This is a genomic window from Sphaerisporangium krabiense, from assembly GCF_014200435.1.
Classification (GTDB): Bacteria; Actinomycetota; Actinomycetes; order Streptosporangiales; family Streptosporangiaceae; genus Sphaerisporangium; species Sphaerisporangium krabiense.
On the sequence record NZ_JACHBR010000002.1, the window covers coordinates 668,970 to 682,564 of the forward strand.

At 68.8% G+C, this 13,595-nt stretch carries 12 protein-coding genes; 6 read left to right on the plus strand and 6 right to left on the minus strand.

The window, feature by feature from the left end:
* Positions 1-11 precede the first annotated feature (11 nt).
* Positions 12-1,283, minus strand: coding sequence for a PQQ-binding-like beta-propeller repeat protein (locus BJ981_RS30990; protein ID WP_184616943.1), 1,272 nt, complete (start codon positions 1,281-1,283; stop codon positions 12-14).
* Between the two features lie 153 nt (positions 1,284-1,436).
* Here BJ981_RS30990 and BJ981_RS30995 point away from each other — a divergent pair, with 153 nt between their 5' ends.
* The 3 genes from BJ981_RS30995 to BJ981_RS31005 all read left to right on the plus strand — a co-directional run bounded on the left by BJ981_RS30995 (position 1,437) and on the right by BJ981_RS31005 (position 6,365).
* Positions 1,437-3,503, plus strand: coding sequence for a hydantoinase/oxoprolinase family protein (locus BJ981_RS30995; protein WP_184616944.1), 2,067 nt, complete (start codon positions 1,437-1,439; stop codon positions 3,501-3,503).
* Positions 3,500-5,329, plus strand: a complete 1,830-nt coding sequence (locus BJ981_RS31000) for a hydantoinase B/oxoprolinase family protein (protein WP_184616945.1) — start codon at positions 3,500-3,502, stop codon at positions 5,327-5,329. The genes BJ981_RS30995 and BJ981_RS31000 overlap by 4 nt, the downstream gene beginning before the upstream one ends.
* Positions 5,330-5,840: 511 nt before the next feature.
* Positions 5,841-6,365: a hypothetical protein gene (locus tag BJ981_RS31005; protein ID WP_184616946.1), complete on the plus strand. Its 525-nt coding sequence runs from the start codon at positions 5,841-5,843 to the stop codon at positions 6,363-6,365.
* On the opposite strand, the gene BJ981_RS31010 is transcribed toward BJ981_RS31005, so the two are convergent.
* A complete protein-coding gene (locus BJ981_RS31010; protein ID WP_184616947.1) occupies positions 6,289-6,786 on the minus strand; it encodes a hypothetical protein in 498 nt (165 codons plus the stop codon). The two genes, BJ981_RS31005 and BJ981_RS31010, sit on opposite strands and share 77 nt — an antisense overlap.
* Positions 6,787-6,872: 86 nt before the next feature.
* Positions 6,873-7,301 (minus strand): ATP-binding protein, encoded by a 429-nt coding sequence (locus BJ981_RS31015; RefSeq protein ID WP_184616948.1) that lies wholly within the window; start codon positions 7,299-7,301, stop codon positions 6,873-6,875.
* A gap of 414 nt (positions 7,302-7,715) precedes the next feature.
* Here BJ981_RS31015 and BJ981_RS31020 point away from each other — a divergent pair, with 414 nt between their 5' ends.
* Entirely contained in the window at positions 7,716-9,059 is a 1,344-nt protein-coding gene (locus BJ981_RS31020; RefSeq protein ID WP_184616949.1) for an NsdA family TPR-like regulatory protein, read from the plus strand.
* A gap of 75 nt (positions 9,060-9,134) precedes the next feature.
* Here the strand turns inward: BJ981_RS31020 and BJ981_RS31025 are convergent, their stop codons facing one another.
* Positions 9,135-9,437 carry a hypothetical protein gene (locus BJ981_RS31025; RefSeq protein WP_184616950.1) on the minus strand — a complete coding sequence of 101 codons (303 nt, stop codon included), beginning with the start codon at positions 9,435-9,437 and terminating at the stop codon, positions 9,135-9,137.
* 120 nt (positions 9,438-9,557) lie between these two features.
* Between BJ981_RS31025 and BJ981_RS31030 the strand changes: the two genes are divergently transcribed.
* A complete protein-coding gene (locus BJ981_RS31030; protein ID WP_184616951.1) occupies positions 9,558-10,025 on the plus strand; it encodes a hypothetical protein in 468 nt (155 codons plus the stop codon).
* On the opposite strand, the gene BJ981_RS31035 is transcribed toward BJ981_RS31030, so the two are convergent.
* Positions 10,022-12,001, minus strand: coding sequence for a DUF6571 family protein (locus BJ981_RS31035; RefSeq protein ID WP_184616952.1), 1,980 nt, complete (start codon positions 11,999-12,001; stop codon positions 10,022-10,024). The genes BJ981_RS31030 and BJ981_RS31035 overlap by 4 nt on opposite strands.
* 281 nt (positions 12,002-12,282) lie before the next feature.
* The gene (locus BJ981_RS31040) at positions 12,283-13,047 is read right to left on the minus strand and encodes a DUF2786 domain-containing protein (protein WP_184616953.1); all 765 of its coding nucleotides are present in this window, start codon (positions 13,045-13,047) and stop codon (positions 12,283-12,285) included.
* A gap of 355 nt (positions 13,048-13,402) precedes the next feature.
* On the opposite strand from BJ981_RS31040, the gene BJ981_RS31045 reads away from it, so the two are divergent.
* Positions 13,403-13,555 (plus strand): hypothetical protein, encoded by a 153-nt coding sequence (locus BJ981_RS31045; protein ID WP_184617795.1) that lies wholly within the window; start codon positions 13,403-13,405, stop codon positions 13,553-13,555.
* Positions 13,556-13,595 lie beyond the last annotated feature (40 nt).

Sequence of the window (13,595 nt, forward strand, 5' to 3'; positions counted from 1 at the left end):
GGCGGCCCGGGTCAGACGGCCGGGACGGCGAAGCGCAGGGCCGTCATGCCGGCGATCGGCGTCCGGGACGTCTCCCTGCCACCCGCGCCGTCCCGTGCCTCGAACCGGAGCGCGGTGCCGGGCACCCCCGCGTACACGACGCCGTCCTGGCCCGTCGCGATCCCGGCGGCCGTCCCCGGCAGCCGCCACTCCTCGCGCGCCTTGAGCGTCTCGCCGTCCACCACCTGGACCGACGACCCGGCGGCCACGTACAGCCGAACGCCCGCCGCGACGGCCGAGGCCGTGCCGCCGGCGGCGTCGATCCGCGCCGTGCGCTCGATCCGCAGCGTGTCGGTGCCCGCCCGCACGACCGTCCCGCTCGCCGCGTCGTACACGAACAGCGCGCCGCCGTGGACGGCCAGCGCGTGCCCCCGCGCCGCGCCCCTGCCGAACGGCTCGGGCAGGTCCAGGCAGTACGCCCACCGCTGCTCCAGATCCAGCACGTGCACGAACGCGTGCACCCCCGTCCCGCGCCCGGCCACCAGATCACGGGTGTGCAGGTGGCCGGGCTGGTGGGTGTAGAGCGTGTACAGCCGCCGGTGGTCCGGCGCGAGCACCGCGACCCGGCCCTCCCCGCGCATCGTCTCCTCCGCGCCCGGCGGCACCGGCTTCTTCTCCCGCGTGAGCAGCGGCCCGAGCGTGCCGGAGTCCAGGTCGCACACGCGCACGCGGTAGCGGTCCGGCCTGGTGGCGGGCAGGTATTCGAGGACGAACAGCGCGGTCCCGCCGAGGCTGAAGGAGTCCGGCTCGAAGTTGCCCTTCAGGCGCAGGGTCTTCGGGGGCCTGTCACCCGACGGGTCGGCCACGACGACGGTCGTCTCCCGCCGCCCGGGACCGCCGTACGGCGAGGCGGGCGCGGGGGCGGCGAGGGCCACCACGGTGCCGGACGGCGCCACCGCCCGCGCCACCAGGCCCGGCGGGACGGAGGTCCGCGTCAAGGTTCTGCCGGTCCGGGCGTCCAGCGTGATGAGCGCGTTAGCCGCCGTGACGCTGTACAGGAGCCGCTGGTCGGCCCCGGGGACCGCGTCCTTCAGGGACAGGATGGTCGCGCCGGTGGCGGCGTCCACGGCGGACAGATGGGTCGAGACGTCGGCGTACAGCACGTCCCCGGCGGGCGGGGAGGCGCCCGCGGCCACCCGGCCCGGATCCGGGGAAGGGGGGTCCTCGCCGGGACCCGTGCACGAGGTGAGCAGGGCGGCCCCCGCGAGACCGCCGGTGACCCTCAGGAAGTGTCGTCGCTCCATGCCCTGCATACCGCCCCCGCCGCCGCGGGGTTCCCGCGTCCCCGCGGCGTTCCGGAGATCGGCGCGGCCGGGCACACCTGCCGACGACACGGCGATTCCTTGGCGAACGTTGCTGATTCCCCAGGCCGTGGCGCTTCAGTAAACACTGAGAGCATGCGCAACGTCCGTATCGGCGTCGACACCGGGGGCACGTTCACCGACGTGGTCGCGGTGGACGAGCAGACCGGCCAGATCACCACGACCAAGACCCCGTCCACGCCCGCCGACCCCGCGGTCGGCTTCATGAACGGCGTGCGCAAGGTGCTGTCCGGGCTGAGCCTCGCGGACGTCGGCGGCGTCGTCCACGGCACGACCGTCGCCACCAACCAGCTCCTAGAGGACCGGCCCCTCGACCTGGGGTTCATCACCACCGAAGGGTTCGCGCACATCCTGGAGATCGCCCGCCAGAGTGTCCCCGACGGCTACGGCAACTCGTACTTCTGGGTCAAACCCCCGCGCATCGTGCCCGTGCACCGCGTGAAGACCGTCGGCGGACGCCTGGACCACCTCGGCCACGAGGTACGCCCCTTCGACGAGGACGAGGCGGCCCGCGTCGCCCGCTGGTTCCGCGACCAGGGCGTCACCGCCCTCGGCGTCTGCTTCCTGCACTCCTACGCCAGCCCCGCCCACGAGCACCGCATGCGCGCCGTGCTGGAGCGCGAGCACCCCGCCGCCGTGGTCTCGCTGTCCAGCGACGTGCTGCGCGAGTACCGCGAGTACGAGCGCTCGGTCACCACCCTGGTCGACGCGGCCGTCAAGCCCACCATGCGCCGCTACATCGCCGGCCTGTCCGACCGGCTCGGCATGCCGTTCTCGGTGATGAAGAGCAACGGCGGCGTCCTGTCGGCGGCCGAGGTCGTCCACCAGCCCATCACCACCGTGCTGTCCGGGCCCGCCGCCGGAGCCCTCGGCGCCGCCCTCATCGCCGAGACCGCCGGCCACCCCTCGGTGATCACCCTGGACGGCGGCGGCACCTCCACCGACGTCGCCGTGGTGGTGAACGGCGAGCCGTCCCTCACCACCGAGGGCTCCATCGGCCGGTACCCGTGCAAGATCCCCATGATCGACATCGTGACCGTCGGCGCGGGCGGCGGCTCGGTCGCCTGGATCTCCCCCGAGGGCACGCTGAAGGTCGGCCCGCGCTCCGCCGGCGCCGACCCCGGGCCGCTGTGCTACGGCAAGGGCGGCACCGAGGTCACCGTCACCGACGCGCACGTCTTCCTCGGCCGCGTCCCCCCGCACCTGCTCGGCGGCGAGATCCCCCTGGACGTGGACGCGGCCCGCGCGGGCGTCGAGGCGCTGGCCGGCCGGCTCGGCCTCGGCCCCGCGCGCACGGCCGCCGGCATCCTGGAGATCAGCGCGTTCAACCAGTCCAACGCGATCCGCCAGATCACCGTGCGACGCGGCCTCGACGTGCGCGACTTCCCGATGGTCGCCTTCGGCGGCTCCGGGCCGCTGCTGGTGTGCCGCCTCATCGACATCCTCGGCCTGCCCGCGGTCCTCGTCCCGCCCGGGCCGGGCAACGTGTCGGCGTTCGGGCTGCTCACCGTGGACGTCAAGAACGACTACGTCCGCACCCACGTCACCCGCGACCTGCGGCCCGAGACCGCCGCCGCGATCCTCGCCGAACTGACCGGCCAGGCCGCCCGCGCCCTCGACCGCGAGGGCTTCCCCGGCGACCGGCACGTGTACGCGCGCAGCGCCGACCTGCGGTACTACGGACAGGCGTACGAGGTCCGCGTCCCCGCGCCCGGGGGTCCGGTGGACGAGGCGTGGCGCGCCGAGGTGCTCGACCGGTTCCACGACGCCCACCAGCGGCTCTACGGGTACGGCTACCGCGACGACCCGCGGCACGCCGTCGAATGGGTCAACCTGCGCGTCTCCGGCGTCGGCCCCATCACCCGCCCCGCCGTCCCCGGCCTGCCGCCGCGCGACGGCGGCTCCCCGGCACCGGCGGGGGAGCGGCGCGTGTACTTCGACGAACCGCCCCCGTGGCCCGCCACGCCCCTCTACCGGCGTGACGAGCTGCGCCGCGGCGACGTGCTGACCGGGCCCGCCGTCATCGAGGAGTACGGCTCCACGCTGCCCCTGCACCCCGGCTTCACCGCCGAGGCCGACGCCCACGGCAACCTCGTCGTGCGCCGCGCGGCCGCCCGTCCCCCGCATGGAGGAGGCGCATGACCGCCGTCGACCCCGTCCTGGTCGAGATCGTCGAGGGCACGCTCGCCTCGGTCGAGCGGGAGGTCGAGACCGCCATCGCCCGCACGGCCCGCTCGCCGATGATCCGCGACGCGCACGACTTCCGCGCCGGCATCCACGACGCCCGCATGCGCAAGCTCACCGGCCGCTCCTACTCCGCGCTCGTCCAGCCCGTCGTCCGCGACTTCCCCGTCGCCGAGATGAACCCCGGCGACGTGTACTTCCACAACGACGTCTACCTGTCCGAGGGCGGCATCGGCCACCTGCCCGACCTGTGCGTCACCGTCCCGGTCTTCCACGACGGCGACGTGGTCGCGTTCGTCCAGGCGTTCGGCCACCACGACGACATCGGCGGCGCCGTCCCCGGCTCGATGCCCTCGCACGCGCGCAGCGCCTTCGAGGAGGGCCTGATGGTCCCGCCGATCAAGCTGTGGGACCGGGGCGTGCCCAACCGGGCCGCGCTCACCATCATGACCCGCAACTCCCGCATGCCCGACTCCCTCGCCGGGGACCTGGACGCCGAGTGCTCCGCCTGCCTGATGGGCGCCCGCCGCCTCGCCGACCTGTTCGCCCGGTACGGCAGGGCGGCCGTCGAGGCGTGCTTCGACGCGATCATCTCGAACACCACCGAGACGTTCCGCCGCGAGCTGCTGGCCAAGATCCCCGAGGGCGTGTACGTCTGGGAGGACTATGCCGAGCACGACGGCGTCGACCCGCCCCGCCTGCACGCCCAGCGCATCACCCTCACCGTCGACCACGCCGCCGGCCGTCCGCTCGTCATCGACTTCACCGGCACGTCCCCGCAGGCCAAGGGCCCTATCAACCACGCCGGCGACTACGCGGACGGGGTGTTCCTCAAAAAGTGGCTCGCCCCGATCCTGCGCAACCTCGCCGACACCCCCGAGCGGATGGCCGAGCTGGACGTCAACGAGGGCGTCGTCCCGCTCATCGAGATGCGCTTCCCCGCGAAGGGCACGCTGCTGACGCCGGTGTTCCCCGCGCCGACCAACGCCCGCACGTTCGTCATCCTGCGCCTGCTCGGCGTGCTCGCCGGCGTCCTGGCCAAGGCCACCGGGGGACGCATGCCCGCCGACCAGGAGACCATCCGCTACACCGGCGTCTACGGCGAGGACCACGACGGGCGGCCGTACCTCATGCGCGAGGTGCTCGGCGGCGGCTCGGGAGGCCGCTGGTACGCCGACGGCGAGGACACCATCCACGTCGTCCCCGACTCCCGCAACATCCCCGTCGAGTTCGCCGAGGCCCGCTGGCCCTTCCGCGTCGAACGCCTCGGCCTCGCCCGCGACTCCGGCGGCCCCGGCCTCCACCGGGGCGGGCTCGGCTACGACAAGCACATCCGCATGCTGCGCGACGCCTCGTTCATGTCCATCGCCGACCGCTCCATCCTCTCGTGCTGGGGCGTCAACGGCGGCCGGGCGGGCCGCCCCTTCCTCGTCACCGTGGACGGCCGCGAGATGGACGGCCTGGTCGACGACTTCCCCGTCGCCGCCGGCCAGACCATCCGCGTCCGCACCACCGGCGGCGGCGGCTGGGGCTCCCCCTACGACCGCGACCCGGCCCTGGTGGCCGCCGACGTCCGCGACGGCAAGGTCTCCCTCGACGCCGCCCGAACGGACTACGGCGTCATCCTGACCGGCCCCGCCGACGCCCCCGCGGTCGACGAGCCCGCCACAACGGCCCTGCGCGCCACCCTCCGCACCACCGCCCCTCGCCCGTTCTTCGACCGCGGCCCCGGCTACCCCACCCTCTCCGGCGGCCACCCCCACGCCGACGTCGACCCCCGATGACCCATGGGACGCCAGAACCGGCCCTGTGAGGCCGGCGCCCGATGCGACCCGGCGCGCCGGCCCCGTGGACGCGCCGGGTCCCATCCCCCCTGAGGACCCGACAGCCGTACCCGGCCCGTGTCCTGTCCGACGGCGCGGCGCGCGTGGTCCGTCAGGCCGTGGCCAACGACCCGGTCACCGCGGCCTACCTGGCGGCGGCCATGCGCATGATCGAGCGCCACCTCGGCCCCGGCGCCGAACGCGTCCCCGTGGACCCGGAGGACGAGAACTCCCTGGCCCGCCCGCTGTTCGGCTTCCTGTCGCAGCGGGCGGTGGCGGCGGAGGTCGCCGGCAACCCCGTGCCCTTCCCACAGGTGGGCAACGTCTCAACGCTGAGGAGCACCTGGAGGTCGCGTCGGATTTCATCGCCGACCTGCTGCGCTTCGGCCTGTGGTCGCAGTACCAGCCCACGCACTGCGACCCCGCCGGCACCCTCGACATCATCGAGGACCTGCAGAACGGCCCCGACTTCGTGAGTGCCGTCCAGCGTTTCGGCTACGCCACCTTGACGGGGCTGCTCGACAGCCCGAAGTTCCGGCTGGAGCTGATCGCCGTGGCGGGCGCCGAGGAAGACGAGACGATTCGGGAGGCCCTGGCCGAGAACTACCTCGGCCTCGTCGAACCGTGGAAACAGGTGTGCGCCGAGATACTCCGCGCCAGAAGGTTCAAGCTGCGGCCCGGGATCACCCTGGACACCCTGGTGAGCATGCCCACCGCGACCGCGGAGGGCGTGGCCCTGCGCGCCCTGATCGACCCTGGCGTCGGCGTCGTCGACCACACCGGCCGGCGATCCCTACTCGGGACGGCGATGCTGGCACTGCTGGTGGGATGCACCGAACCTGCCGACGTGATCGGCGGAACCTCCCTCGAGCAGGTCGTCCAAGACCTCCACTCTGGTCCCGATCGCACCACACCGGCCGCTACGAGGAGCCAAGCCGCGCCGAGTGGCTCGCGGTCCCGGCCAGCGCCAGCAGACCGAGGCCGACGATCAGCGTGAGCGTCTCGGCGCCGGCGGCCGCGACGCCGGGCGCCGAGGTGAAGCAAGCCGGCAGTCCGCCCGGCCGGCCGGGCGTGTCCGCGAGCGCCTGGTGCAGCCCCATGGTGTCGATGAAGCTCAGCACCGCCGACAGCATCGTGCCCAGCACCAGCGGACGGACCGGCCGCAACCCCGTGAGGACGGCCAGCACGAGCGTCACCAGCAGCATGCCGAGAACGCTGAGCCCGCTGTCACCCAAGGCCGCGTTCTCGCTGCCGGGCAGGTCCCAGAGCGACAGCGTCGCCGTCCCGGACCGCGCGTCGCGCACCCACGGACGCATGCTGGTGAGCAGGAGCAGCGAGGAAAGGCCCAGACACCACACCCCGTATCGAATCCGCTGCGTCATCGTGAACGGCTCGGACATGACCGGAACGTTGGACATGCGACTCTCTTTCGGATCTCAGGATCTTGCGCGCGTTTCTGGGACGTCCGCGCCCGGCCCCCACGGGGAACTCGGGAGCGGGTGATTCACTCCACGGGCGTCGGCGGTGGGCCGAGGGTGAACCAGACGACGCAGCGCGGATGCTCCTCGATGAACCCCCACTGGTCGGAAAGCGCCCGCAGGAGCCGGATCCCCCTGCCGGACTCCGCCAGATCCCCGTCGCTGGAGTGGCCACAGACGCACGGCGAGGTCTCCGCGCCCTCGTCGACGACCTCGATCTGAAGGCGGTCGTCCTCGTCGGCGAGAAGCACGACGCCGATCACTGCGGACCGGGTGTGCACGACGGAGTTGGTGAACGTCTCCGACAGCAGTAGCACGGCGTCATCGCAGCGGGGATGACCTGCGAGGAGCTTGCCCAGCCACCGCCGGGCCTGGGCCACGGAGGTCTCGGCCGAGGGGAAGGCGGCCCTCTCGACCAGCCACGTCCTGGGAATGGTGTTGGCGTCTTCGCGCATGGATGTCCTTCGCGAGGGGGCGTCGCAAGATGCCCGGGACAGACGGACGGCACCGCGGCGACCTCGCGGCGCGGTCGCCCGGTCCTCCGCACGGTGAGGCGACGCTAGAAGGCCGGGCAGGCCGGCGAGCACCACGCGAATGCGCCGCGACCGGCCGCCGAACCGTCGGCCGCGAGGCTTCTCCTTGTCCTACGCGGCCGGCCCCGAGCGGTCCTCGTGACCGGTAGGCGTGGGAGGCCGTACGCCCGCCGACGCTGGAGCGGTCGGCGATGCGTCGTCACAGGTCTCCAAGCGATCGCCGAGGTGTCTTCTCCGTGCCGTCAGACGGAAGCGCGAGCAAAAATGTCGGTCGGGTGAGCTTTACTGTGAGCGATCGATTACGTTGCGTACGTGCATGATCGCGGAGGGTGTGTGATGCCGATGTCCAGCCGGCAGACCTTGCTCAAGGTGTTGCTGATGAAGCGTCACCAGGAGACGCATCGGGCGTTCTGCCTGGAGTACGACAAGGTGGCCAGGAGCATCGATCGGCACCTGATCGGCTCCTCGCCCAGCCGCGAGGCCTACGGACGCTGGTTGAAGGGCCACCTGAAGACCAAGCCGCAAGCGGACCACTGCCGGGTCCTGGAACGCATGTTTCCCGGCCACACCGTTGCGGAACTCCTCGCGCCGTACGACCCTGGACTCAAGAACCCCGGCGTTCAGGAATCGCGCCCCGACCCCCGGGAGGCGGCCACGAACAGGCGAGAAGTATTCCAACTCGGCGCCACCACCATGGCCCTGGGCCTGACAGAAGGCATCTGCCGCGGCCCCGACCTCTTCGAACAGGTTCTGGACTCGAACAATGTCGGCGAAGCCCGGCTCCTCTACCTGGAGAACGAAGCCGACCGGCTGGGGCGGACGGTCCCGCCCGCGGACCTGTTGCCTGACGCCCTGCTCCACCTGACGAGCGTCCGGGAACTTCTCACGCACAGGCAGCCGGCCCAGGCCCAGCGCCGCCTCACCAAGGTCGGAGCCAAGCTCTCCATCGTGATCGGCGAGATCATGTTCTGCGCCAACCACTTCCCCCTGGCCAGGCGCTGGTATGGGACGGCGGCGCGCGCATCGGCCGAGGCCGGAGACGGTCATCTCGCGGATCTCACCCTGGCCAGCTCGGCCCTCCTCCCGACCTACTCCTCGGATCCGAGATCCGTCCTCGCCATGGTCGGTCCCCGGCTCGAGCAGGCGGTCGGCGCGACTCCAGCACTGGCATGGATGTGGGGTCTGGCCGCCCTCGCGCACGCCTCTCTGGGAGACCGGACGGCCTTCGAACGCGCCAACACCAGGTCCCGCAATACATTGGAGCGCTGTTCCGCCGACGCTTCAGGTCCGGGAATCCTGTCGTTCCAGCCCGAGAGGCAGACGTTCTATGAGGCGCGGGGCCGTGCCGACCTCGGTGATCTGGACGGGACCGCCGACGCGGTCACCCGGACATTGTCGTCCTCCGACGCCGCCGACTCCAACGATCCCGCCCTTGTCCGCCTCGCCTACGCGTGCGCTCTCGCCAAGGCCGGCGAGGTGGAGGAGGCCTGCCGCTTCGCCACCGCCGCGATACGTGACACCCCTACAGGACAGAGCATCACCGTGGTAGTCCGCGCGCACGAGTTCGACGCGCTGCTCACCTCAGGCGGCTCCGCAACCGCCGACTGGCGAGAGGCGCTATCCGAGGCCCGCGCCCCCGACCCAAGAACGCTGCCATCCCTCTCATCACCGCGAACTTGAAGCTATCTCACGATCTTTCCCTCACAGGAAGGGCACGATTGCTTCCACGACGGGCTGGCTATGACGCGGCATCGGTTATGACCAGCCGCTCATGGCGGCTGCCGCCGCCCGTGAAACCTTGCTCGGAGTAGACCGCAGCTCCGCCTCAAGCTCGGCCAGTACGTGCTGAACGGCCGTCTTCACCCGCGCCCTCCGCCCGTTCAACTCCTCACCAAAGGCACGAGCGGTCGGTCCCACCCACACCGCATGCCCGCCGAACTGCGCACATGCCGGATCGAGCGCGGTTTCCAGCACACGAACATGCGCCCGCACGGCGGCAAGCGCTGCCTCTAGGTCCTGGTGCCGTGGATTGGACACCAGATCATCATCGATGGGCAAGGCCGAACTCCTGCTGCGGTGAAAGCGTCGGTCAAGATGTAGATACTAGGTGGCGCAGCGCTTCTCCCTGAGATTATGTGGGGCGCTACCGGGTCCCGGCCAGACGTGGAGGCGAAGACGATGCTAATCCTGTCCAGTCCCGCAAAGCTCCGCCGTAAGGCGACCGTCGTCGCGCTTCTCGTACCGCTGGCCCTAACCGCCTGCACTTCAGACAAAGGCCCCACTGTCGCCCAGGCCGGTCAAACCCTAAAAAGTCACATCCTGCAACTCTTAAAGGAGAGTAACGCCCAGAATGTGACTATCGCCGACCCTGGTGGCAAGAACATTCCCTGTGAGGAAGGAAAAGCAAAGCAGACCTTCGCTGCTATAGCGGTAGACAGTGAGTCGCTATCCAAACCTCAAATAGTTAAAGATGGGTTGATTTCCGCCCTGAGTCGTGTGGCGCCATACAAGATCGTTTCTGACGGGTTTGATGATAAGCCGATTCAATTGGAGAATGCGGCGACTGGTACGATCCTTTATATCGGATCCTCTGGACATGGTGAGATTGATGTGCGCGGGCAAACTCAATGCCTTAGTGTGGCTTAGTTTTCGATGTCGAACTGAAGTGCTCGACTTTTGGCGCGGATCTTTCGACCTTCGTGGGTGGTAGCGAAATGATCCGATCTTCCCCCCAGGGATTGCGACTCGACGCCGTTCATGCCGTTTTCTAGGAACCAGCGGTCCAGGGCGACCAATCCCTTGTCACCACTTTTGGCGATATCCGCGAACGGGCGAAGGTTGCCGTTGTCGTCAGAGATTGCGACACCGGGTGGGCAAGTGGCTTGGTAGTCGTGAGGTGACACCTTGGGCTTGAACCCCGCATCCATTAGCGACTGTGCTATGGCATGCTGGCGACCGAGAGTTGCGAGGTCGTCCGCGCTTCTGATCTTTTCGACCTCCTTCTCCTTCTCTGGCTTGTACGTGTCGATGGTCGACCACTCTGTGCTAAGAGCCGTCCAAAATACAGCTCCCGCCATGCCCGGCACGGCAAGACCGACTGCACCTAACATGTTCCCAGAAACCCAACTAAAAGCCTTGCTCGCCTGTTCTTCGGCATCATCTTTGGCCTTCCCGATTTTCTCCGTTGCGGCCAATTGCAGTCCGGTTACGTTTCCTAGTGCGGCGAAGACGTTGTCAAGTCGAGTGGGGTCATTGCTCCGCATCATGACGGGAACTTCTGTCTTGATTAATCGGCTTGCTAGATTTCCCATTCCTTCCCGGAACGGCATCTGGTTCTCTGTGCTATCGGCGAATGTTTTGATAAACCGATAGGTGTCCTCTGGGCTGAGGTGGAACATCGGTGTGAGCCCCGGGGTCTGAGATGTAACGTCACCGAACCGGCTCGGTAGTAACCGATCCTCGTCGCTCAGGTTCGCGCCCTCCGTTATCTCGGTTGCATACGCACCTGCAATCTCGGAAAGGTGTACTCGCATTGCTTGCCCGATTTTGAGATCACCCATCGTCGTCATGATGGTGAAGCCAAGCGCTGCGGCGTCCTTACTGTGCTTGCCATCCTCCTCGTCGTAGGCGCCTGAAGCGGCGGCGAGCAGACGACCGAAGGCATCAGCTTCGGCATCCGTGGCGTAGGGACCGGTTGTCCGTTCGCTCACTTGCTGCAGAAACGTCGTGAGTTTCGTTGCATTCCCTGTGGTCACCGCTTCCATCGCGAATCTTGCAGCAGCAGGGTTATTCGCCAGTGCATAGAGGTAACCCGAATCGATCTTGTTGGGTATCGCAAGTCCGCGTGCGGTCACCACGCGTGCCAACCACTCTGGGGGGAAGGTCCCGGCGCTCAGCAGAAGGCTGCCACCGAAGCTACTCCTGCTGGACAGATTCGAGTTCTGGAGTGCTTCGATAATCCGTGAGAAGCCGGGAACATGTGAGCCGGCAGAGACTGCGGTAGCGAATGCCTGACTGACTGTGCGGATCGTCTCGTCTCGTGGCCGGGGTGGTGCCAGGGTAGCTTCTTCTCCTGGTTGGAGGTGTTCTCGTAGGATCACTGGAAGTCGGAGTGTTCCGTCCAGGCCTAGGGCTGTGAAGAAGGCGGCTGTGAACTCTGGGTCATGGATGTGAGAGGCCAGGCCTTCGAGAATTTTTCTGCATATCTCTGTACGGTCTGATTGAAAGAGTGCGTCAGGATCGATTTTCTTGTACTCGGCGGCCAGGGCGATGCCTAGGCGGCGAGCCTCCGCAAGGGGGAGGTCGCTTGTTTCGTCGTAGGGAACGAGTCCGGTTGGGATGTCAGGCGACCAGCTTGGGAGACGCGCTGTGGCGTGAGCGAGTTTGATGCGGCGGCGGAGATCCGGGAGTTTTTGGTCGATCCAGGCTTCAATTTCGGCAATAGGAGTGAGGGATGCGGCGGGGATGTCTTTGGCGGTGAAGATGCGGCGGATGGCCTCGGTGTGTTCACCGATGATGCTGCGGGCATGTTCCATTTCGGTGATGAAACTGTCCATCAGGTTCGGGTCGATTCCCGTGAAGTCGGGCGACAGTGGCCCCGTCCCCGGCGGCACCATGCTCATGCGTTCACACCCCGTCTGATCGTGCTCACATCCCGTCCGACCCTGTTCACGGCTGCATGTGCTGACCGAGCCGCTCGGCGTGTACATCTTGGCGATCCCGTCACGCGGTCACACGCTCCGGGCCGTCGGCATCCACGGTGTTGCTAGTGCCCGACGACCAAAGTAACGCAGGAAAGCACAAAAAAAGGGGGGTATTCGAGAGTAGGTAGGCCGGAATCGTCTGGATGCGTCCGATTGGACGTCAATCGTCTCGTCGCTCAGTCGGGTAACGCGTACTGTTCTTACCTCGGTAGTTCGGTTGCTGCGAGGTCGGGGAGGTTGCGGTCGTTCAGGTCGGCGCGTTGGCCGGATTCTCTGCCGCTGTAAAAACCCTCACGGTCCAAGGGGGACGAACGGGCGGGGCGGAGGCCGGGGAAGCGGTGGTTGAACTCGGCTTCGACCAGGGCGGTGCGGTCGAGGAGGATGAGTTCGGCGCCGGTGCCCTTGACCTCGGTGGTGATTTCGGTGACGCGGTCGCGGAGTTTGGTGGCGACGCCTGTGCCGAAGCCGACGTAGAAGGCGCGGCGGAAGTCGGCGGAGGCGCGGGCGCGGCGGTCCTTGTCGGTTACGGCCGCGAGCGCCGTGGCGGTGTGGCGGCGCAGGGCGGGTCTGACCTGGTTCTCCATTTGGAGGGTGAGGGACGGCAGGAGGACGCGCAGGCCGTCGAGGACGAGGTCGGGGCCGATGACGGTCATGGTGACGCGGGTGGCTCCCCGGATGCCGCGGCCCTTGACGCCCGTCCAGCGGTGCGCGCCCTTGCAGCCGAGCGCCTCGCACACCAGGTGCAGCGCCCAGCAGCGCTCGCGGGCGTGGCCGCCGCGGTTGGAGACCTCGAACTCGATGCCGTCGATCGTCTCGGCGCCGCCCGTCGTGCCGCGCCGCACGGCGGAGGCGTCGAGGCCGTAGCGGAGCATCAGGGCGGCGGCGTGGGCCGAGGCGAGCGTGGCCTCCTCCTCGCCGGTCGCGGGATGTTCGGCGAGGTCGAGGAGCCGCCGCACCCGCTCCATGATCTTGGGCGGAACGGCCTCGCGGGCGCCGCTCAGCCGAGCCTCCTGGGGGTAGGCAGGGCGTCCGGCGATGCCTGCGGTGGCGTGTTCATGTGGCGTCTCGACCTTCTGGTGGCGTGCGGGGTCCTCCCGTGCCGCCGGGGGAGCGGGTGAAGGGTTGCTGGGGGACCAAGGTAACGGACGGTGGTCGCTGTCCCGGTGCGGGCGGGGTGGATGTTGTGGTTCCGCCCCGCAATCGTCACTGGTTGTCCTGTTTTTCCAGCTAGTGGGCACACTGGGTGATTGGCCGGGAGTGTCGGGGGTAGCCGTTCAGTGGTAACGGTGACCGAGCGATGGTGGTGACGAGATGGCGTCGATGATCGATCGCATCAAGGAGTACCTGCGCAGCCCGAAGGGCCGCGAGCACGTCGAGAAGGCCAAGACGATGGCCAGGGACCCGCAGAACCAGCGCAAGCTGCGCGAGATGGTGGACAAGTGGCGCGCCCGGAAGACGACCCACCACGGGTGACGGGCGGTCCGGGCCCCAGGGATTCGCGGGTCTGGTGGCG